The sequence below is a fragment of the Frateuria hangzhouensis genome (assembly GCF_026410505.1).
Classification (GTDB): Bacteria; Pseudomonadota; Gammaproteobacteria; order Xanthomonadales; family Rhodanobacteraceae; genus Frateuria_A; species Frateuria_A hangzhouensis.
The window spans coordinates 17744-39026 of record NZ_JAPMIU010000012.1; the positions used below are offsets into that span (position 1 = coordinate 17744).

At 68.9% G+C, this 21283-nt stretch carries 19 protein-coding genes; 7 read left to right on the top strand and 12 right to left on the bottom strand.

From position 1 onward, the window contains the following. The first annotated feature begins 22 nt into the window (after nt 1-22). The 3 genes from OSC30_RS13015 to OSC30_RS13025 all read left to right on the top strand — a co-directional run bounded on the left by OSC30_RS13015 (nt 23) and on the right by OSC30_RS13025 (nt 4647). A complete protein-coding gene (locus OSC30_RS13015; protein WP_267172294.1) occupies nt 23-700 on the top strand; it encodes a Fe2+-dependent dioxygenase in 678 nt (225 codons plus the stop codon). Nucleotides 701-915: 215 nt separating this feature from the next. Next, nucleotides 916-3756, top strand: a complete 2841-nt coding sequence (gene rapA / locus OSC30_RS13020) for an RNA polymerase-associated protein RapA (RefSeq protein ID WP_267172295.1) — start codon at nt 916-918, stop codon at nt 3754-3756. 141 nt (nt 3757-3897) lie between these two features. Next, a complete protein-coding gene (locus OSC30_RS13025) occupies nt 3898-4647 on the top strand; it encodes an aspartate/glutamate racemase family protein (RefSeq protein WP_267172296.1) in 750 nt (249 codons plus the stop codon). Between the two features lie 38 nt (nt 4648-4685). On the opposite strand, the gene OSC30_RS13030 is transcribed toward OSC30_RS13025, so the two are convergent. From OSC30_RS13030 to OSC30_RS13050, 5 genes are all read right to left on the bottom strand, one after another. Then, the gene (locus OSC30_RS13030) at nt 4686-6047 is read right to left on the bottom strand and encodes an amino acid permease (RefSeq protein ID WP_267172297.1); all 1362 of its coding nucleotides are present in this window, start codon (nt 6045-6047) and stop codon (nt 4686-4688) included. A gap of 25 nt (nt 6048-6072) precedes the next feature. Further along, nucleotides 6073-6723, bottom strand: a complete 651-nt coding sequence (locus OSC30_RS13035; RefSeq protein ID WP_267172298.1) for a rhomboid family intramembrane serine protease — start codon at nt 6721-6723, stop codon at nt 6073-6075. Between the two features lie 243 nt (nt 6724-6966). Then, nucleotides 6967-7587 (bottom strand): C40 family peptidase, encoded by a 621-nt coding sequence (locus tag OSC30_RS13040; RefSeq protein ID WP_267172299.1) that lies wholly within the window; start codon nt 7585-7587, stop codon nt 6967-6969. Between the two features lie 258 nt (nt 7588-7845). After that, nucleotides 7846-8538 carry a YggS family pyridoxal phosphate-dependent enzyme gene (locus tag OSC30_RS13045; RefSeq protein ID WP_267172300.1) on the bottom strand — a complete coding sequence of 231 codons (693 nt, stop codon included), beginning with the start codon at nt 8536-8538 and terminating at the stop codon, nt 7846-7848. Between the two features lies 1 nt (nt 8539). Further along, nucleotides 8540-9973: a M20 family metallopeptidase gene (locus OSC30_RS13050; protein WP_267172301.1), complete on the bottom strand. Its 1434-nt coding sequence runs from the start codon at nt 9971-9973 to the stop codon at nt 8540-8542. 220 nt (nt 9974-10193) lie between these two features. Between OSC30_RS13050 and OSC30_RS13055 the strand changes: the two genes are divergently transcribed. The 3 genes from OSC30_RS13055 to OSC30_RS13065 all read left to right on the top strand — a co-directional run bounded on the left by OSC30_RS13055 (nt 10194) and on the right by OSC30_RS13065 (nt 11788). Continuing rightward, on the top strand, nt 10194-10538 hold the full coding sequence (locus OSC30_RS13055) for a ComEA family DNA-binding protein (RefSeq protein WP_267172302.1): 345 nt from the start codon (nt 10194-10196) through the stop codon (nt 10536-10538). 236 nt (nt 10539-10774) lie between these two features. Continuing rightward, nucleotides 10775-11227 carry an SET domain-containing protein-lysine N-methyltransferase gene (locus tag OSC30_RS13060; RefSeq protein WP_267172303.1) on the top strand — a complete coding sequence of 151 codons (453 nt, stop codon included), beginning with the start codon at nt 10775-10777 and terminating at the stop codon, nt 11225-11227. 21 nt (nt 11228-11248) lie between these two features. Further along, the gene (locus tag OSC30_RS13065) at nt 11249-11788 is read left to right on the top strand and encodes a GNAT family N-acetyltransferase (protein ID WP_267172304.1); all 540 of its coding nucleotides are present in this window, start codon (nt 11249-11251) and stop codon (nt 11786-11788) included. 114 nt (nt 11789-11902) lie between these two features. Here OSC30_RS13065 and OSC30_RS13070 read toward each other — a convergent pair whose 3' ends face one another. The 4 genes from OSC30_RS13070 to OSC30_RS13085 form a co-directional block, all read right to left on the bottom strand. Continuing rightward, nucleotides 11903-12814 carry a hypothetical protein gene (locus OSC30_RS13070; protein WP_267172305.1) on the bottom strand — a complete coding sequence of 304 codons (912 nt, stop codon included), beginning with the start codon at nt 12812-12814 and terminating at the stop codon, nt 11903-11905. Further along, complete coding sequence (locus OSC30_RS13075; protein WP_267172306.1) at nt 12814-15033, bottom strand: M1 family metallopeptidase; 2220 nt, start codon at nt 15031-15033, stop codon at nt 12814-12816. Before OSC30_RS13075 ends, OSC30_RS13070 begins: the two co-directional genes overlap by 1 nt. A 372-nt stretch (nt 15034-15405) precedes the next feature. Next, a complete protein-coding gene (locus OSC30_RS13080) occupies nt 15406-15732 on the bottom strand; it encodes a non-heme iron oxygenase ferredoxin subunit (RefSeq protein ID WP_267172307.1) in 327 nt (108 codons plus the stop codon). Beyond that, entirely contained in the window at nt 15729-16277 is a 549-nt protein-coding gene (locus OSC30_RS13085; RefSeq protein WP_267172308.1) for a GNAT family N-acetyltransferase, read from the bottom strand. Before OSC30_RS13085 ends, OSC30_RS13080 begins: the two co-directional genes overlap by 4 nt. Before the next feature lie 97 nt (nt 16278-16374). Here OSC30_RS13085 and OSC30_RS13090 point away from each other — a divergent pair, with 97 nt between their 5' ends. Continuing rightward, nucleotides 16375-17718, top strand: a complete 1344-nt coding sequence (locus OSC30_RS13090) for a PQQ-dependent sugar dehydrogenase (RefSeq protein WP_425474754.1) — start codon at nt 16375-16377, stop codon at nt 17716-17718. An 84-nt stretch (nt 17719-17802) separates the two neighbouring features. Here OSC30_RS13090 and OSC30_RS13095 read toward each other — a convergent pair whose 3' ends face one another. From OSC30_RS13095 to sufC, 3 genes are all read right to left on the bottom strand, one after another. Beyond that, nucleotides 17803-19056, bottom strand: coding sequence for a cysteine desulfurase (locus tag OSC30_RS13095; protein ID WP_267172310.1), 1254 nt, complete (start codon nt 19054-19056; stop codon nt 17803-17805). A gap of 136 nt (nt 19057-19192) precedes the next feature. Continuing rightward, the gene (sufD, locus tag OSC30_RS13100) at nt 19193-20497 is read right to left on the bottom strand and encodes a Fe-S cluster assembly protein SufD (RefSeq protein ID WP_267172311.1); all 1305 of its coding nucleotides are present in this window, start codon (nt 20495-20497) and stop codon (nt 19193-19195) included. Continuing rightward, nucleotides 20494-21261, bottom strand: coding sequence for a Fe-S cluster assembly ATPase SufC (gene sufC, locus OSC30_RS13105; RefSeq protein ID WP_267172312.1), 768 nt, complete (start codon nt 21259-21261; stop codon nt 20494-20496). Before sufC ends, sufD begins: the two co-directional genes overlap by 4 nt. Nucleotides 21262-21283: the final 22 nt, after the last annotated feature.

A 21283-nucleotide genomic window follows, 5' to 3' on the forward strand; every position in this document is an offset into this window, starting at 1 on the left:
CTTTTCCACGCCGGAGCCAACGATGCTGCTGCATATCCCCGGAGTGCTCGATGGCGGCCAGGTCGCGCGCCTGCGCGATGCGCTGCAGGCCGCCGAATGGACCGACGGGCGCGAAACGGTCGGCGCGCAGGGCGGCCGGGTCAAGCGCAACCTGCAACTGCCCGACGCCTCGCCGCTGCGCGCCGAACTGGGCCGCGAGGTGCTCGCCGCGCTCGCACACCATCCGCTCTGGCACGCCGCGGTGCTGCCGCATCGCATCCTGCCGCCGCGCTTCAACCGCTACGAGGGCGGCGGCCACTACGGCTTCCACGTCGACGGCGCGGTGATGGCGCTGCCCGATGGCAACCAGTTGCGCAGCGATGTTTCCTGCACGCTGTTCCTCAGCGAACCTGACGACTACGACGGCGGCGAGCTGATCGTCAGCGACCTGTACGGCGAACACGAAGTGAAGCTGCCGGCCGGCGATGCCATCGTCTATCCGTCCAGCAGCCTGCACCGCGTGCAGCCGGTCACCCGCGGCGCCCGCGTGGCGGCGTTCCTGTGGGCGCAAAGCCTGGTGCGCGACGATGGCCAGCGCCAGCTGCTGCTGGAACTGGACAGCTCGATCCAGCGCCTGACCCAGAGCGGTGCCGATGCCGACGCACTGCTGCACCTCAGCGGCGTCTATCACAACCTGCTGCGGCGCTGGTCGGAAACCTGACGCTACGGATTGGCTCCTCCCCTGCTTGCAGGGGAGGTTGGGAGGGGTCCCGGCTTTGGAAAAGCACCTCTCCCCAGCCCTCTCCCTGCATTGCAGGGAGGGGAGCATGCACAACGAACGCCCGAACCAGACGGCCACACGCCATCCCCAGCGGTTCCCTCCGCGTCGCCGGGAGCGGATAATCGGCGCCCCTCTATGCAACACACGGCAACCCGATGTTCGTACCTGGTCAACGCTGGATCTCCACCGCCGAACCCGAACTGGGTCTGGGCACCGTCCTTCGGGTGGAGGGTCGCGGCGTACAGGTATTGTTCGCCAAGGCGGGCGTGCTGCGCCCCTACGCGGCCGACTCGGCCCCGCTGGTGCGCGCCGAGTTCCGCGCCGGCCAACGCGTGGCGGGCAAGGGTGTGGCATTTTTGGTCGAACGGGTGGAGATCAAGGAAGACCTGCTGATCTACCGCGGCGAAGGCCGCGAGCTGCACGAAGGCCAGCTCGACGACGAACAGAGCGTGAGCCAGGCCGACGACCGCCTGGTCGGCGGCCGCACGGACCCGGTCGCGCAGTTCGACCTGCGCCTGGAGGGCCTGCGCCGCCGCGCCGAGGCGCGCCGCTCGCCGACCTGGGGCCTGGCCGCCTCCCGCATCGGGCTGGTGCCGCACCAGCTGCGCGTGGCCGGCATCGCCTCCTCGCGCCGGCCCCCCCGCGTGCTGCTGGCCGACGAGGTGGGTCTGGGCAAGACCATCGAAGCGGGCATGATCCTGGCCCGCCAGCTCGCCACCGGTCGCGCCTCCCGCGTGCTGGTGCTGCTGCCCGACACGCTGGTCTACCAGTGGTTCGTCGAACTGCTGCGCCGCTTCAACCTGAGCTTCGCCATTTACGACGAGGAACGCTGCGAGGCGCTGGAGCAGTCCGGCGACGGGCTCAACCCGTTCGACGACGAGCAACTGGTCATCGCCGACTTCCGCTTCCTGGAAGAAAACCCCAAGCGCGCGCGGCAACTGCAGGAGACGAACTGGGACCTGCTGATCGTCGACGAAGCACACCACCTGGCATGGACGCCCGAACAAGCCAGCCCGCGATACACGCTGGTCGAGCAACTGGCGGCCACGACCCCGGGCGTGATCCTGCTCACCGCCACGCCCGAGCAACTCGGCCGCAGCGGACACTTCGCCCGCTTGCGCCTGCTCGATCCGCAGCGCTACCACGATCTGGACGTCTATCTGTCCGAGGCCGAAGGCTTCCAGGCGCTCTCGCCGATCGCCGACCGCCTGCAGTCGGGCGAGCCGCTCGACGACGCGCAGGTGATCGCACTGCGCGAGGTCTTCGCCGGCGATGCGGCGCTGCTCGCGCTGCTCGAAGACGCCACCCGCCCAGCCGCCGCGCGCGAACTGCTCGATGCGCTGATCGACCGCCACGGCACCGGCCGCGCGATGTTCCGCAACCGCCGCGCCGGGATCGGCGGCTTCCCGCATCGGGTGCCCGAATGGCAGCTGATCGATGCCGACACGCTGGACGAGAACGCCCGCCAGACTCTGCTGGCCGAATTCCACGCCGACATCCAGCAACCCCCGCCGGCACTGGAGCTGGACTACGCCAGCGACCCGCGCCTGGACGCACTGGTCGACCTGCTCGAGGCGCACCCGCAGGACAAGTTCCTGCTGATCTGCCGCAGCCAGGCCAAGGTGCTGGCGCTGGAAGAAGCACTGCGCACGCGCACCGGCGCCGGCATCGCGCGCTTCCACGAAGGCCTGGGCATCGTGCAGCGCGATCGCAACGCCGCCTACTTCGCCCAGCGCGACGGCGCGCGCCTGCTGCTGTGCTCGGAAATCGGCTCGGAAGGCCGCAACTTCCAGTTCGCGCACCGGTTGGTCCTGTGGGACCTGCCGCTGGATCCGGACCTGCTCGAACAGCGCATCGGCCGCCTGGACCGCATCGGCCAGGCCCACGACATCGCCATCCACATTCTGGCCGTCGAGGACAGCGCGCAGCACGTACTGGCACGCTGGTACGACGAGGGCATCGACGCGTTCCGCTCCAGTCCCGCCGACGGCCGCGAACTGCTGCGCCGTTTCGCCGAGCCGCTGGTCGAGCTGGCCGCGGAGCACGCCCGCAACGCGGACGGCCGCGACCAGGAACTGGACGCGTTGATCGCCGACACCCGCGCCACCCACGAGGAGCTGGCCGCGTTGATCCGCGCCGGCCGCGACCACCTGCTGGAGCTGGCCGCCAGCCGCGACCCGCACGCCGACGAACTGGGTCAGGCGTTCCGCCGCGAAGATATCGACCCGGCACGGGACGCCTACGTGCAGCGCCTGCTCGAAGCCTTCGGCATCCACCCGGAGGAGCTCGGCGGCCAGGTGCTGCTGCTCGATCCGCAGTACCTGTCCACCGACGCCCTGCCCGGCTTCGCCGAAGGCCCGATCTCGGCCACCTTCGCCCGCGACGTGGCGCTGGCCCGCGAGGACCTGCCACTGCTTCGCTTCGACCATCCGCTGGTGCTGGGCGCGCTGGACCTGGCGCTGTCCGGCGAGCAGGGCAACGCCGCCTTCATGGTCGACGACGCACTGCCGCCGCGCAGCGCTCTGCTGCAGGCGGTGTTCCTGCTCGAGTGCGTGGCCGATCGCGCGCTGGATGCCGAACGCTTCCTGCCCACCTTGCCGCTGGTGGTGACCATCGATACCCGCCTGGCCGAGCGCGCCGGCTTCGAGCCCAGCGAAGCGGCCGTGCGCAAGGCCGCCGACCGCAACATCGAGGTGGCGCGCTACCGCAAGTTCCTGTCCAAGCTGGTGCCGCCGATGCTGGAAAAAGCCGAGGCGATCGCCAGCCAGCGCGCGCAGGAACACATCGCCGACGCGCTCGCCCAGGCCACCGCCACGCTGGATGCGGAACTGTCGCGCCTGCGCGCGCTGCGCGCGGTCAACCCCTCGATCAGCTCCGCCGAAATCGCCACCCTGGAAGCCGAACGCCAGGCCCTGCTCACCGCCCTGCCGCAATCGCGCCTGCGCCTGGACGCCGTCCGCTTCGTCGCCAGTCCCGACTTCCTCGCCCTGCGTTGACACGCAGGGTGGGATTCAGCCCCACACACCGCCGCAGATCCCGGTGGGCCGAAGCCCACCCCACGGCAACCGTACGGCGCGGGCCGTTGAGGCGAGCGCCCACGTGGGTCCATACCAGGCCTCCATCGCGAAGGAAACGGCATGCGCACTATCGGCCTGATCGGCGGCATGAGCTGGGAATCGACGGTGGAGTACTACCGTCTGATCAACCGCGGTGTGCGCGACCGCCTCGGCCCACTGCATTCGGCGCGTCTGCTGCTGGACAGCCTGGACTTCTCGGTCATCGCCGCCTGCCAGCGCGCCGGCGACTGGGATGGCGCCGGCGCATTGCTGGCCGAATCCGCGCGCCGCCTGCAAGCCGGCGGCGCCGATTGCATCCTGATCAGCGCCAATACCATGCACATCGTGGCTGACACCGTGGCGGCAGCGACGGCACTGCCGCTGCTGCATATCGTGGACGCTACCGGCCGGGCGATCCACGCCCTGGGGCTGGACACGGTGCTGCTGCTCGGCACCGCATTCACCATGGAGCAGCCGTTCTTTCGCGAACGCATGCGGCGCGATCACGCCGTTCGCTGCCTGGTGCCCGAACCGTCGCAGCGCGCCGAACTGCACCGGGTGATCTATGAAGAGCTCTGCGCTGGCCAGTTCCACCCGCAGGCCAGGCAATACCTGCTGCAGCTCATTGCCGACGGCGTCCGCGCCGGCGCCCAGGGCGCCATCCTGGGCTGCACCGAACTGGGCCTGCTGCTGGGCGATGCCGAAGCGGGCGTGCCTGTCTTCGACACCGCGGCATTGCACGCCGCCGCGGCGGTGGACTTCGCACTGCTGGAACGTAGGGTGGGCTTCAGCCCACCTTTGGATCGCCCCGCAAACTTGCCGGTGGGCTGAAGTCCAGCCTACGTTTGGCGCTCCCGCAAACCCGCTTGCTACGCAGCCACGAGCGTCGAGCGCATCCGCCGATGGACGCCGAATCCCCAGTACGCCACGGTCAGCACCGCCACCCAGGCCACGCCGACGTACAGCGCCACGCGCGTGTCGGGGCTGTAGCCGAGCATCACCAGCACGAACGCCAGGAAGGCCAGCGCCAGGACGCTGGAGAGCGGCCACAGTCGCAGGCGGAATGGCAGTAGCTCGGTTTGCTGCCGGCGGAAGCGCCAGTGCGCCACCAGCACGGTGCCCCAGGTCCACACGGTGTTGAACGCCAGGATCGACATGACCATGCCGAAGATGCGTTCGGGCACCAGGTAGTTCATCAGCACGCCCAACAACAGAAAGCCGATCGTCACCAGCACGCCGCGCACCGGCACGCCGCTCGTGTTCAGGCGACCCATCGCGGCGGGCGCCTGGCCCTTGCTGGCCAGGCTGTGCAGCATGCGGCTGCCGCTGAAAGTGGTGGAGTTGAAGCTCGACAGCGCCGCGGTGATCACCACGAAGTTGATCACTCCGGCCGCCTGCGAGATGCCCAGCTTGGCGAACGTGGTGACGAACGGACTGCCCTGCGTGCCCAGCTCGTTCCAGGGATAGATCGCCATGATCACGAACAGCGAGCCGATGTAGAAGATCAGGATGCGCCAGATCACCGAGTTGACCGCTCGCGGGATGGTGCGCTCCGGATGCGCCGCCTCGGCCGCGGCCATGCCGATGGTCTCGATGCCGCCGAAGGAGAACACCAGCACCGGCAACGCCAGCACCATGCCGGTGAAGCCGTTGGGGAACCAGCCACCGTGCGTCCACAGGTTGGCGATGCCCAGCGGCTGCCCGCCATTGCCCCAGCCCAGCCAGATGATGCCGAAGCCGCCCAGGATCATCAGCACCACGGTGAGCACCTTGATCAGCGCGAACCAGAACTCCAGCTCGCCATAGACCTTCACCGCCATCAGGTTGAGTCCGCCGATCATTGCCACGGAAGCGAACGCCCAGATCCACTGCGGCAGCTCCGGGTACCAGTCCTTCATGTAGATGCCCACCGCCGTGCTCTCGGCGATGCCCACGCCCATCATCAGCACCCAGTAGTTCCACCCGGTGAGGTAGCCGGCGAACGGTCCCAGGTACTTGTGCGCATAAGCGCTGAAGGAGCCGGCCACCGGCTCGAAGGCCGCCATCTCGCCCAGCGCGCGCATGATCACGAAGATCATCGCCCCGCCGAACAGGTAGGCAATGAGCACCGACGGACCGGCCAGCTTGATGGTGCTGGCCGAGCCCAGGAACAGGCCCGCACCGATGCACATGCCCAGCGCCATGAAGGTGATGTGGCGCGGCGTGAGCTGCCGCTGCAATTGCTCGGTCATGGTGGGTCCGTGAGAAAAGGAAGGGTCAGCGCATCAAGCGGCGCTTGGGTTTGAGCGGAAGCCGGCCGCGCCAGTACTCGATCAGCAGGTAGCCACCGAGCATGCCGCCCAGATGGGCAAAATGCGCCACGCCCGCCTGCGTTCCGGTCACGCCCAGCACCAGCTCGATCACGGCGTAGCCGGTCACGAACAGCCAGGCCGGCATCGGTACCGGCAGGAAGATCAGCATCATCTTCTCGTGCGGATACATCATGCCGAACGCCAGCAGCAGGCCGAAGATCGCGCCCGACGCACCCAGCGTCGGGTAGAAGCCGTGGGTGAACCAGTGCACCACCAGCAACTGCGACAGCGCCGCCACGATCAGGCAGACGAAGTAATACAGCAGAAACTCGCGCCCGCCGAACAACCGCTCGATCGGCCCGCCGAACATCCACAGCGCCAGCATGTTGAACAGGATATGCGTGGTGCCGCCATGCATGAAGGCATAGCTGACCAGCTGCCACGGGCGGAAGCCGACGGCGACCAGGCCATCGGCCGTCTGCGCGAAATGGTCAGGCCCCCAGGGCCACAGCGCGAAATGCAGTACCAGCACGTCGCCCAGCAGCATCTGCAGCAGGTAGACGGCGACGTTGGCGATCAACAGGTTGCGGGTAACGGGGGGCAGTTGGAAAGGCATGGGTGTTCCGCTGGCAGTCAACGAAGGGTAACCGATCATCCGTCCTGCACGGGCAACCCTTGCCTCCGTAGGACCCCGTCGCGGGCGATGCGCTTTGCATCGAGGCGAACGGCAGCAAGAGCATCGCCCGCAAGCGGGCTCCTACAGGGAATCGGCGCCCGTCCCGAGGGCGGCTTCGCGCTGCCAGGCCGAAAAAAGGCCGCCTGTTGGCGGCCGGACTGCGGAAACCGCGTGGCGTTTCGCTCAACCGTTCTGCGCGATGCGCTCGGGCCGGCGGGCGCCGGCAAAACGCCTGGCCCAGTAGGCCTCGTCGAGGCGGGACACCTCCACCGACTTGCCCGCGGAGGGCGAGTGGATGAAGCGGCCATTGTCCAGGTAGATGCCCACGTGCGAGATGCGTTTCTTGCCGCGGGTGTGGAAGAACACCAGGTCGCCCGGCTGCATGTCACCGCGCTTGACCTTGACGCCGGCCAGGAACTGGCGCGCGGAATTGGCCGGCAGCTTCAGCCCGATCGCGTGGGCGAACACGTAGCGGACGAAACCGCTGCAATCGAAGCCGGTCGCGGGCGAGTGGCCACCACGGACGTAGCGTACGTCGCGCAGCTGCATCGCCAGCGCCACCAGCGCCTGGCGCAAGCGGGAAGCCTCCTCGACCGGACCGCCCTTCTTCGCCTGCATCAGCGCGACAGGATCGGCCGGCAGCGTCGCGTGGGCGAGCGCCGGCGCGAGGTTGGCAACGGGTAACGGAGCCAGCAGTGGGGCAACGGCAGCAGTCGGGACCGTGCGTTCGGCGGCATGCGCGGGCGCGATCGCAAGCAACGCGGCAAACAGGGCGGCGGTTGCAATCAGGCGCTGGCGGAGCATGCAGGAAAATCCCTTTGCGGGTCGGGGCTTGGCCAAGGCCGCCGTGGCGGTTTGAGCGAGGGGACCGACGTTAGCAAAGGGCCTTCGCCCGAATGTTGGATTGACGTTAAGCAGACCCTGGCGTTTCGAGACGTTCACGCAGCGGTGTGACTGCGAGCACGCCAGGCAGGCAACCGCCTGATCCCTGTAGGAGCGCACTTGTGCGCGACCTCGGAGTTCCGGTCGCGAACAGGTGCGGTTCCAGCAGGAAAGCCAGGCTCAGCGCCGCCCGAAGATGGCGGTCCCGATGCGCACCTCAGTGGCGCCCTCGGCAATGGCCAGCGGGAAGTCACCGCTCATGCCCATCGACAATCGCGGCAACACATGACCCCACCCTGCCGCGGCATCGCGCAAATCACGCAGCTGGCGGAAACAGGCGCGCACCGCATCGGCATCGTCCGACTGCACGGCCATGGTCATCAGCCCGCGCACGCGCAACGTAGGATAATCGCGCAGGCGATCGAGCAAGCCTGGCAGTTCGTCCGGCGGCAGCCCGTGTTTGCTTTGCTCGGGCGAGGTCTTCACCTGCACCAGTACGTCAAGCGTGCGGCCTTCGGGCTCCAGGCGTCGGTGCAACGCCTGGGCCAGTTCCAGCCGGTCCAGCGATTGCACCTCGCTGGCCAGCCGCGCCACGTCCCTGGCCTTGTTGGTCTGCAGATGGCCGATCAGTACCCACTCGAGCGGCAGGTCGGCCAGTGCCGCGGTCTTCTCGCGCAGCTCCTGCACCTTGTTCTCGCCGAAGCGGGCCAGGCCCAGCGCGGCCGCCTCGCGCACCATCGGCGCCCCGAAGGTCTTGCTGACCGGGAGCACGGCCACCTCCGCCGGGTCGCGCCCGCTCTCGCGGCAGGCGGCGTCCACGCGCTCGCGCACGGCGGTCCAGCGCGCGGCGAGCGTGTCGGTCGGCCCGGCCATGTCAGCCGCGCTTGGCCTGCTCGCCGTGGCGCGCCACGACCTCGGCCACCACCATGCTCACCTTCTTGCCGGTGGGGATGTGCAGGAACTCGTTCGGTCCGTGCGCATTGGAATGCGGCCCCAGCACGCCGGTGATCAGGAACTGCGCCTGCGGGAACTTCTCGCCGAGCATGCCCATGAACGGGATCGAGCCGCCTTCGCCCATGTAAGCCGCGGGGGCACCGAAGTAATGCTCGGAGGCTTCGGCCACCGCCTGCTCCAGCCACGGCGAGAGCTGCGGCGCGTTCCAGCCGCTGCCGTCCTTCTCCAGCTTGAAGCTGACCTTGGCACCGTAGGGCGGATCCTTTTCCAGCAGCTCCTTGAGGAACTTGCCGGCCTTGGCGCCGTTGAGGGTCGGCGGCACGCGCAGGCTCAGCTTGACCGCGGTGAAGGGGCGCAGCACGTTGCCGGCGCTTTCCAGCGCCGGCATGCCGCCGATGCCGGTGACCGCCAGCTGCGGGCGCCAGGTACGGTTGAGCACCAGTTCGACCAGGTCCTTGCTGACCGGCTGCATGCCCTCGGCGAAGGGGAACTTGTCGTACACCGCCTCGCCCAGCACCTCGGTGGAGCGGCGGGCCTGCTCGACGCGCTGCGGCGGAACCTCCACGTACAGCTCCTGCGGCTTGATCTTGCCGGTGGCCGGGTCCTCCAGCCGCGACAGGATTTCGCGCAGGATGCGGAAGCTGGACGGCACCACGCCGGACGCGTCGCCCGAATGCACGCCCTCCTCCAGCACCTGCACGGTCAGCTCGCCGCCGGTCATGCCGCGCAGCGAGGTGGTCAGCCACAACTGGTCGTAGTTGCCGCAGCCCGAATCCAGGCAGACCACCAGCGAGGGGTTGCCGATGCGCGCGGCCAGATGGTCGACGTAGTGCGGAAGGTCGTAGCTGCCCGATTCCTCGCAGGCCTCGATCATGATCACGCAGCGCGCGCGCGGGATGTCCTGCTCAGCCAGCGCCAGCAGCGCCGAAAGCGAACCGAACATCGCGTAGCCATCGTCGGCGCCGCCGCGACCGTAGAGCTTGTCGCCCTTGATCACCGGCGTCCACGGACCCAGGCCCTCGGCCCAGCCGGTCATTTCCGGCTGCTTGTCGAGGTGGCCGTAGAGCATCACCGTGTCCTCGCAGCCGGGCAGGGTCGCTGGCGCGTCGATGTAGATCAGCGGCGTACGCCCGGGCAGTCGCACCACCTCCAGCGTCGCCCCCGGCAGCGCGGCCAGCTTGCCGCGCGCCCAGCGCTCGAGCAGGTCCACCGCCTTGTCCATGTAGCCGTGCTCGACCCACTTGGCGTCGAACATCGGGGACTTGTTGGGAATGCGGATGTATTCGACCAGCTGCGGCACGACCTCGTCGTCCCACAAGCCACCGATGAAACCGGACAGGCGCGCGGTATCCATGGGCAGACTCCTTAAAAGTACGTACGGGAAGCGTTCTAGTGTACCAGCGGCACCGGCGGCGCCCGTCACGCTCACACCGCCGTCGGGCATCGCCGACAGGCGCGCGCGACCGGCTCCGCCCGAAAACCACGCCGCGCGCCGACGGCAGCCGGTCGCGCGGACGGCCACACTTCCGGGACGGCAACGGTGCCGTCCAACGCACTCCCAGGGAGGGAAACCCATGCAATCGAAGTTCCGCAACCTGCTGCTCGCGCTGACCCTCGCGGCCTCGTTCGCGCTGCCGGCTTTCGCCGCCACGCCGGTCAACGTCAACAAGGCCGACGCGGCGACCATCGCCAAGTCGCTGGACGGCATCGGCCAGTCCAAGGCGCAGGCGATCGTCGCCTGGCGCCAGGCGCATGGCCCGTTCAAGCGCGTGGAAGACCTCGCCCAGGTCAAGGGCATCGGCAAGGGCACCATCGAGCGCAACCGTGACGCGATCCGTTTCAGCGGCGACCTGCCGCCGCCGAAGGCCGCGTCGGCCAGGAAGGCGCACCACAAGGCCAAGGCCGTCGCCAAGGGCTGACCGGACCACGCCTTGCCCCTTCCCGAGCCCGGCTCGGGGAGGGGCTGGAGCGGACGCCTCGGGCGTTCCTTCCCGCTTCATCCAGGTTCAACCGTTCGTCGGAGCGCGGAGCGCTCCCTCCGCCATGGCAGTGGCCCCCGCCCAGGGATGGGCACCCACCCGGCCGGTTGGACCCGGCCACGGGCCGGCGTCGCGCTTGCGCTACACTCGCGCGCTTTCCACGCTACCGGCCCACCATGATCCTCCCGCGCTACCGCATTGCCGCCTCGACCATCGGCGGCGCCGGCAAGGGGCTGTTCCTCGACGAGGACGTGGCCGCCGGGCGCATCGTCACCGCGCCGGACGCGATCGACCGCACCTGGAGCCACGCCGACGTGGCGGCGCGGCCGGAGCTGGCCTACGCCAGTGCGCGCTGGTTCGAGGACCGCTACACGTTGTCGCCGGACTGGCCCGACGAGTGCTACATCAATCACAGCTTCGAGCCGAACGGGCTGTGGCACCTGGGCTTCGTATTCGCCCTGGCCGACCTGCCGGCCGGTACCGAGCTGACCGTGGATTACCGCCACCTGCTGCCGCCGGGCCAGGCGGAGGACTTTATCGACGCGGCCACCGGTGAGAAAATCATCGGATTCGACTGGGCCCAGAGCCTGGCCTCAAGTACGCGTGCGCTGAGCCGATTGCTCAAGTAACGGCAGCGAAACCGACCGATGATGTCCGACATACCCACCCTCGAAACGCCGCGCCTGCGCCTGACCGCGCTGGCCGCGCGCCACTTCGACGATTACGCCGCGATGCTCGCCGACCCCGACAGCACCCGCTGGATCGGCGATGGCCAGCCGCTGGATCGCACCGGCGCGTGGCGTTCGCTGGCCATGCTGCTGGGTCATTGGGAGCTGCGCGGCTGTGGCATGTGGGCGCTGGAAGTGAAGGACACCGGCCAGTTCATCGGCCGCGCCGGCCTGATGCACCCCGAAGGCTGGCCGGACCTGGAGCTGGGCTGGATGCTCAAGCCGGAGTTCCGCCACCTCGGTTACGCCACCGAAGCGGGCCATGCCGTACTCGATTTCGCCTGGAACCAGTTGCACGCCCCGCGCGTGATCAGCCTGGTACGCATCGGCAACGAGGCGTCCGACCGCGTCGCCGAACGGCTCGGCGGCGAGCACATCGAAGACATGGATTTCTACGGCAGCCACAACCATGTGTTCGCCTATTACCCGCCCTACCGCGAACCGCGTCGGGCCTGGGCGTAGGCATCAGCGAAGGTCGGTCACCCTCCTTCGGCAGGGTCACGGGCCAGGGTCGCTTCGACCGCTGCCAACGGCCTGCGCGCTCAACACCAACGCCTGAGAAGCAAGCTTTCGATCTCACAACGCCGGCGGGAGCCCCCCGCGCCGCGGCGCCAGGGACCGCCCCACCGCCGCAAGTGCGAACATCCGGGCGATACGGGTCCAGCCGATCGCCAGCATGGCCAGCTCCGTGAACAGCAGCGCCAGCAGGAAGCCCCCCGGCCCCACGGCCGTCGTCTGCACGCGGCCGATGCCGAAAGCCAGGGCAATCGCATAGCCGATCGCGCCGATCACCAGATAGCTCAGCAGCGTACCCAGCGGACGGCGCAGCAGTTGCATGAAGCCGCGACCCAGCGCGCGGGTCGCCGAACGCAGGCCCGCATCGACGATGAAGGCCGCGCGCGACGACTCGACCACCGCATGGGCCAGCACGAAAAGGACTCCCAGCACCCACAACGCCGTGTGCTGGTAGCGGTCGGCGGTGCTCTGCAATACCGCGTGCCCGGCGGATTTGTGCGCCGCGCCGATGGCCACCGCGCCCAGGCCGATGGCGATGGCATAGGGCAGCAGCGACCACAGCATCACGCGAAACATGCGGCCGTACTCGATCACCCCCGATTGCAGCAGCTGGCCGAAGCCCAGCACGCGACCGGCACGGCCGGCGTCCACGGTCATGCCGGCCAGGAAGGGCCCCAACAGCCATGCGAACGCAGCCGCCAGCATCAGCGACCCATGGAACCAGGCGCCGCCGCGGCCCAGTCCGTTCATCACGTCGCCGAACATCAGCCCATCGAAATGGCTTGCCCATGCCGCGGCATGCACGGAATGGTCGAGCAGATCGGCCAGCGCCCGCCACAACGGCAGTGCGGCCATCGCGGTGGGCAACAGCAGCAACACCAGCCACAGCAGCAGCAGGCGCCACTGCAGGGCGGCGATGGGTGCGCGCAGGACGGCACCCACATCGGTACGTCGGGCAGTCGAGGTCATCATCACAGCGACACCAGCATGGAGAAGAAGGCCTGTACGAAGGCGGCGAAATCGGCGCTCCAGCGGCGCGACGCGTCACCGTTGGTCTCGACCGAACGACTGTCGTTCAACTTGTCCGCATCCAGGTAGATCCTGCGCTGCGGATCGAGCTCCGCCGACACCACCTTGCTCGGGCCGGTGAACTCGAAGCGCGCCCAGCGGCGATCATCGTTCCAGCGCATGTCCTGATGGCTGCCGTCGGCGAAGGTCACGCGCAGCGTCTGCGGCACCGGCGCGCCCTCGCGCACCACGCTCACGATGCTGCGCCAGGGGAACGGCCCGGTGCCTGGCTTGGCATTCGGGTGGGCCTTCGCCCAATCCTTGCGCTGCTTGTCGATGCGCTTGTCCAGCGCGGCGTTGTCGCCGCCGGCGCGCTTGCCGCCGGCGAGCGTGCTGCCGGCCGGCGGCAGCAGTTCCTCGCTGTCGATGCTGGCAACGCGATCATCGATGCGAGCGGTGCCGTAGACGTACTGGTCGAAGATTTCGTTGACCGTCCTGGCATCGCCGGAGACGTCGATCAGCGTCGCACGCAGGTCGGCCGCCGACGGATGGCGGAAGTGCCAGCGCCGGTAATACTCGCGGAAGGCACGTTCGGTCACCCTCGTGCCGAGCCGCTCCTCCAGATCGTGCATGGCGGTGGCGGTGCGCGAATAGACGGTGCCGTAGCTGCTGCTGGAATAGCGGTCCCAGGCGTTCCGCCCGAGCGGGTCGTAGGGGTGTTTGAGGTCCGCGGTGATCCGCTCCATTGCGAAGCCGCTGATCGACGGCGCGAAGCCGATCCGCCGGAGGCCCTCGCTGGTCAGGTCGATGTCCTGATGGCGCGCGCGCAGCATGCGCTGGTCCCAATATTCGTTGAGGCCTTCGTCCAGCAGCGGTTCCTCGAATTCGTTCGAGGCAAGCAGGCCATAGAAGTAGCCGTGGCCGAACTCGTGGATGGTGACGAAGTCGATCGCGTACCGGCTGGCGGTGCCGGGCGTCACGTTGGTGAAGCCGTCGGTGGTGAAGAACGTCGGATACTCCATGCCACCGGCCTCCGACGCGTTGTAGGGCGGCACGACGGCGGTCAGCGTGCGGTAGGGATACGGCCCCAGCGTGTCGGAGAAATAGGTCAGCGAATCGGTGCTGGCCTTGAGCACCGGCTGCGCGCTGGCGGCGTACTCGGGCGGATAGAGCACGCGAACGGCGACCTTCGGGCTGCCCGGCCTCTGCCAGGTGCCGTCCAGCGCCTTGTAGCCCTTGGCCGCCAGCCAGGCGAAGTCGTGGACGTCGCCCTGTACGTAGTGGTAGGTGGTCTTGCCATTGGCGGTCACCGGCGCACCCTGCTGCTCGCCCACCGCGCCCACGGTGTAGTCGCTGGGTACGGTCAGGGTGACGTCGAAGCGGCCGAAGTCCGCGTAGAACTCACTGTTGAAATGGAACTCGTGCACGTTCCAGCGCACCTGCGTGGCGCCGCGCTCGCCGGGCAGCTCCAGCACGCCGATCTTGGGGAACCACTGCGCCACCAGGTTGAAGTCGCCCCACCAGCCGGTGCGCTCGACCACGCGCGGCAACTGGCTGAGGAATTCCATGTCCAGCGTCAGCGTGCCGCCAGCCGGCACCGGCTGGGCCAGGTCGATGCGTGCGACCGTCTGGTCGGTCTTGGGGCCGCCGTCCGGATGCACGAACGTCCACTTGAGCGCCGTCCCGTCCTGGCTGACCTGCTTGAGGTCGATCCAGCCCCACTGGCCCTTCTCCAGCTTGGCCGCGCCGCGCGAGCGGCTGTGCGCGTTGAGGACCTCGCGCTCGGTGAAGAAGGTGCTGCCCTCGTTCTGGAAGGCATTGAGGTACAGGTGCACGTAGACGCTGCGCACCTCGCGGTCACTGCGGTTGCGCCAGGTCAGCTGTTGCTTGCCGGTGATGGCGTGCCTGGTGGCATCGAGTTCGGCGTCGATCCGGTAGTCGACCACGCGGTCGGACAGCGTCGGCTCGTTGCCGGTGCGCGGACCGCCCCAGGCGTCCGGTGCGCTGGGCACGTGCGGCGCCGAGGCGTTGGCGGGCGCGAAGGGAATCGGCGCAGGCGCGGGCGCGGCCACGCTGGTCGCAGGCGCAGGCGCAGGCTGGGCCTGGGCATGCGCCAGGGCGGGCAAGGCGAACGTGCCGCACAGCGCGAGCGCGCCCAGCCATCCGGTTACGGTCGGTTTCATCTGGCGATCTCCCCTGTCCAGGACGCTGGCAGCCGCTCCCTCCCCCGGGTGACCACCGCAAGCGCGCAGCGTGCGTCATCCGCGCGCGGGTCACATAGGCCAGAGGTCATGCCGCCAGGAACGCAAAGCACAGTCGCGCCGCCCTGCGAAAGCCCCGCCGCCTCAGGCAACTCGCTCAAGCCTGCTGCCTCGAACCTCTGTAGGAGCGCACCTGTGCGCGACCACCCGGAGCGTCAGCCTCACGGCCGAGCGCAAGTGGGCTTCCAGAGAAGATCGACCGGCTTTTCGAGGTCGCCTCCGTGAGAGGGCCCCGGATTTCGCTCCGGCGCACCGATGCTCGGCCCGAATCAGCAGCGTCCGGCAGCGACGCCGTCAACGATCGTCGCGAGTCCAGGCCGCGCCGTCTTCCCGGCGCACCGGAAAGCTGGCGATCGGCTCGTAGGCGGGGGGACGGGTTACCGCGCCGGTGCGCAGGTCGAAGCGCGCGCCGTGGCGCGGGCACTCGACCTCGAACCCGAACACCTCGCCGCCGGCCAGGTCGCCGCCGTCGTGGGTGCAGACGTCCTCGATCGCATAGAGCTCGCCGTCGATGTTGTAGACCGCAATGGGCGTGTCGCCGTCGAACACCACCTTGAACTCGCCCGGCAGCAACTCGTCCTGCGCGCACACGCGCACCCAGCCCTGCGCGGCCAGGCTCATGCCGCCACCCCGGCCAGTTCCTTGACCAGCAATTCGAAGCGCAGGTCGTCGCGGCGCGGGATGCCGAAGCGCTCCTGCCCGTAGGGAAAGGGCTTGAAGGTGCCGGTACGCCGATAGCCGCGGCGCTCGTACCAGGCAATCAGGTCGTCGCGCTGCACGATCACCGTCATTTCCATCAGGCGGCAGCCCCAATCCTCGCGCGCCATGCGTTCGGCCGCGCCCAGCAGCCATTTGCCCAGGCCGCCGGCCTGCAGCACGGGGTCGACCGCGAACATGCCGAAGTACACGGCCTCGCCCTTGCGTTCGAGGTGGCAGTTGGCCAGCAGGTGGCCGTCGCGCTCCAGCAGCAGAATGCGGCTGTCCGGACGGGAAATGGCCCCGGCGACGTCGGCCGCATCGGTGCGCTGGCCGTCCAGCAGCTCCGATTCGGTGGTCCAGCCGCGCCGGCCCGATTCGCCGCGATAGGCCGATTCGACCAGCGCGACCACGGCGGGAATGTCGGCCACGGTGGCGGCACGGAGGGTGGGCGTGGGAAAGATGCTCATGGCGCCATGATAGCGGCGGCCACCGGACAGGCGTTGACCTGGAGCAGGCCGCGCGCTGCGTGGCGGTTCACGCGGCTTTCCTGCCGCAGCCGTTCCACTGGCGCCCCTTGGAGATCCTCCGGTGCCATTCACTCGCCACCCGTTCTGGCTCGTCCCCTGCCTGCTGGCGCTCGCAGCTTGCGGCGTGCGTGCGCGCCTGCCGGTAACGGCCGGCATGGGCCCCGATCCCGTGCTGCCGCGGCCCAACCCAGCACCGATTCCCACGGTAGACATCGCTCCGGCCGAAGGTTGGCAGTCCGGCGCCCGGCCCACGGCGGCCCCCGGCCTGGCCGTGCAGGCCTTCGCGCGCGGCCTGGAGCACCCGCGCTGGCTCCTCGTGCTGCCGAACGGCGACGTACTGGTGGCCGAGACCAACGCCCCGCCGCGCCCGCAGGATGCGAGCGGGCCCAGGGGCTGGGTGATGCACTGGGTGCAGAAGCGCGCGGGCGCCGCCGTGCCCAGTCCCGACCGCATCACGTTGCTGCGCGATGCCGATGGCGATGGCGTGGCCGAGACCCGCAGCGTGCTGCTCGACCACCTGCATTCGCCCTTCGGCATGGCGCTGGTCGGAAACGTGCTGTACGTGGCGGACACCGATGCGCTGTTGCGCTTTCCCTACCGCGAAGGCGAGACGCGCATCGATGCGGCCGGCACCCGGATCGCCGACCTGCCCGCCGGCCCGATCAACCACCACTGGACCAAGAACGTGGTCGCCAGCCCCGACGGCAAGCGGCTGTACGTCAGTGTCGGCTCCAACAGCAACGCCGCAGAGAACGGCCTGGCCGTGGAGCGGGACCGCGCGCGCATCCTGGAGATCGACCCGGCCACCGGCGCCACCCAGGTGTTCGCCACCGGCCTGCGCAACCCGGTCGGCATGGCCTGGCAACCGACGAGCGAAGCGTTGTGGGTGGCCGTCAACGAACGGGACGAGCTGGGCAGCGACCTGGTGCCCGACTACATGACCGCAGTACGCGAGGGCGCCTTCTACGGCTGGCCGTACAGCTACTACGGCAGCCACGTGGACGAGCGGGTCGAGCCGCAGAATCCGGCGCAGGTGGCCCGCGCCGTGGTGCCGGACTACGCGCTGGGCGCGCACACCGCGTCGCTGGGCCTGGCGTTCTATGGCGCCGGATTGTTGCCGCAATACCGCAACGGCGCCTTCGTCGGCCAGCACGGCTCGTGGAACCGCAAGCCGTTGAGCGGCTACCGGGTCATCTTCGTGCCATTCACCGATGGAAAGCCCGCCGGCCCACCGCAGGACGTATTGACCGGCTTCGTCGACGAGGGTGGCCACGCGCGAGGGCGCCCGGTCGGCGTGGCGGTGGCGCGCGACGGCGCACTGCTGGTCGCCGACGACGTGGGCAACACCATATGGCGCATAGCCCCCGACGGCTCACTGTAGGAGTCCACTTGTGGGCGATGCTCTTTGGCTGCCTGCCGGAAAGACATCGCCCACAAGTGAGCTCCTGCAAGAACCGGCGGGGTGTCACATCAGCAGCTTGCGCACCTTGAGCAGCGCCGCCACGAACACGTCGATCTCTTCCATCGTGTTGTAGAACGCAAGCGACGCGCGCAGCGTGGAGGGCACGCCGAAGTGCTGCATCAGCGGATGCGCGCAGTGGTGGCCCGAGCGCACGGCCACGCCTTCCAGGTCCAGCAGGGTCGCCAGGTCGGTCGACTGCGTGCCTTCGATCAGGAACGAGATCACCGGCTCTTTTTCGGGCGCCTCGCCGAACATCCGCAACCCCGGCACCTCGTGCAGGCGCCCGGTGGCGTAGGTGAGCAATTGCTGCTCCCAGGCGTGAATGGCGTTCAGATCCAGCGAGCGGTAATAGTCCACTGCCGCGCCCAGGCCGACGAAGCCGGCGATGTTGGGCGTGCCCGCCTCGAACTTGTGCGGTGGGTCGGCGAAGGTGGTGCCGTCCACGCGCACCTGCCGGATCATGTCGCCGCCACCGAAGAACGGCGGCATCGCGTCCAGGTGTGCACGCCGCGCCCACAGCGCGCCGGTGCCGGTGGGGCCGAGCATCTTGTGCCCGGTGAAGGCGTAGAAATCGCAGCCCAGCGCCTGCACGTCGACCGGCCGGTGCGGCACGGCCTGGGAGCCGTCGACCAGCAGCGGAATGCCACGGCGCCCGCACTCGCGGGCGATCTCGCGCACCGGGTTGACCGTACCCAGCACGTTGGAGACCTGCGCCACGCAGGCCAGCTTCACCTCGGGCGTGAGCATCTCCAGGTAGCGCTCGACGATCAGCTCGCCACGCTCGTTGATCGGCGCGAATTTCACCGCCGCGCCGCTGCGCTGGGCGACCAGCTGCCACGGCACGATGTTGGCGTGGTGTTCCATCAGCGTGGTCAGGATCGTGTCGCCCGGCTTCAGCTGCGGCAACGCGAAGCTGTAGGCAACCAGGTTGATCGCCTGGGTGGTACCGGAGGTCAGCACCAGTTCGTTACGCGACGCATTGATGAACCGTGCCAACTTGTCGCGCGCGCCCTCGTAGGCCAGCGTCGCTTCCTCGCCCAGCTGATGCACGGCGCGCGAGACGTTGGCGTTGTGCAGGCGATAGTGCGCGTCCACCGCTTCGATCACCGCCGCCGGCTTCTGGCTGGTGTTGGCGTTGTCCAGGTAGGCCAGCGGCTTGCCGTGCACGCTACGCGCGAGCAGGGGGAAATCGGCGCGGACGCGCGCGACATCGAAGGCGGCGGGTGCCGGATGGGCGTGAGCGGCGGTGGCGGACATCGATGTCTCGTGTTGTGAAGAAGGGATCACGATGTTTTAGCCTGCCGGGTGTGAAGGAATGTCGGGTTGGCCAGTCACCGCGGCCCGCTTGCCCACCCTCGCCCTTGAACCGGAAGTGCGGGGCGGGGCGAGCGGCTCACGCAGGTAGCCGGGCCAGCAGCAACTGGTCGATGTGCTCGCGCAACCTCTCGCTGGCCAACGACTCGAACGGGGCGCGGGCAAAGGCGGTGGTCAGCAGGGTGCGTGCCTGGGGCTCGGGAATGCCGCGCGAGCGAAGGTAGAACGACGCGCGCTCGTCAAGCTGGCCCACCGTGGCGCCGTGCGCGGCCTTCACTTCGTCGGCGTAGATTTCCAGCTCCGGCTTGGTATCGATCTCCGCCTGCGGCGACAACAACAGGTTCTTGTTGCCCAGCACGGCGTCGGCGCCGTCGGCGCCGGTGTTGACCACGATGGCGCCGCGGAACACGCCGCGACCGCGGCCGCTCGCCACGCCGCGCCAGGTCGAGGAAGAAACCGTGTTGCGCGCCTGGTGGCCAATCGCCAGCTGGATATCCATGTGCTGGCGCCCGTCCGGCAGGAACGCGCCATGGCCGTGGAAGCCGGCGGCATCGCCGACCAGCTCCGCGCGCAGGTCGTGGCGTGCCAGCGTGCCGCCCAGCTCCAGCGCGTGCAGGTGCGTCTGCGCACGTGCGCCGAGCCGGTAATGGCTGCGCCGCACCAGGCTGCTGCCGGCCCCCGCCTGCTGCAGCCCCACGTGGTGCAAAGTTGCGTCGGCGTGCAGGGTGACATCGCCGAGCTGGGTGCCCAGGTGCGCCTGTTCGCCAGCGCCCAGATGCTGTTCGATCAACGTCAGTTCGGCGCCCTCGCCCAATTCGACCAGATGGCGCACGTGCCACGCGATCTCGGCACCGGCGGCCGCGCCGACGAACACCAGGCGCAGCGGCACGGAGATCTTTGCTCCCGCCGCCACGCGCAGTACCGCGCCGTCGTGGGCGAACGCACCGTTGAGCCGGGCAAACGCATCGCCCGGTTCGCGGTAATGGCGCGACAGGGTGAAACGCAGCGATTCGGGGTCCGCGGCAAGCGCGTGCGACAGCGGCTGCAGGTCGACGCCGGCAGGCAGCGCATCCAGCATGGAAAGATCGGCCCGGTAGACACCGTTGACGAACACCAGTGCAGGCCCTTCGATACCCGCCAGCGCCAGTAGGGCCGGATCGATGTCACGGCTGAGCGCCTGCGCATCGCCGGCGGCGAAGCTGCGCTGCGAGAGTGCGCGCAGCGCGGTGTACTTCCACGCCTCCACGCGCGTGTCCGGCAGGCCGGCAGCGACGAAGGCGTCGAGATTCTCGCGGCGCGCCTTGTCCAGCCAGGCGACGCCGCTGGCCGGCAGCGGCGCCTCGGCCAGTGCGGCGACGAACGGCGGGCGGGCCGGCTGGTTCATGCCGACGCCCCGGCCGGCTCGCCATGCTCGGCCACCCAGGCGTAGCCGTGCTCTTCCAGCTTGAGCGCCAGGCTGCGATCGCCGCTCTCGACGATGCGTCCGCCGGCCAGCACGTGCACGTGATCGGGCACGATGTAGTCGAGCAGGCGCTGGTAGTGCGTCACCACGATGAACGAGCGCTCCGGCGAACGCAGTGCGTTGACGCCCTCGGCCACCTGCTTGAGCGCGTCGATGTCCAGGCCCGAGTCGGTCTCGTCCAGGATCGCCAGCTTCGGCTCCAGCAGCGCCATCTGGAAGATCTCGTTGCGCTTCTTCTCGCCTCCGGAAAAACCCTCGTTGACCGCGCGATTGAGCAGGTCCGGCGACAGCTGCATGATCTTGAGCTTCTCGCGCACCAGCTTGAGGAACTGCATCGAATCGAGCTCGCCCTCGCCGCGCGCCTTGCGCTGGGCGTTGTATGCGGCGCGAAGGAAATAGGTGTTGTTCACGCCCGGGATCTCGACCGGATACTGGAACGCCAGGAACACGCCGGCGGCGGCGCGCTCCTCCGGCGCAAGCTCCAGCAGGTTGCGACCCTCGAACAGCACGGAGCCTTCGGTGACCTCGTAACCCTCGCGCCCGGACAGCACGTTGCCCAGGGTGGATTTGCCGGCGCCATTGGGGCCCATGATGGCGTGCACCTCGCCCGGCTTCACCTCCAGCGAAAGGCCCTTGAGAATGTCCTTGCCCTCGACGCGGGCGTGCAGGTTTTCGATCTTCAGCATGTCAGATCCGGGATTTGTGATT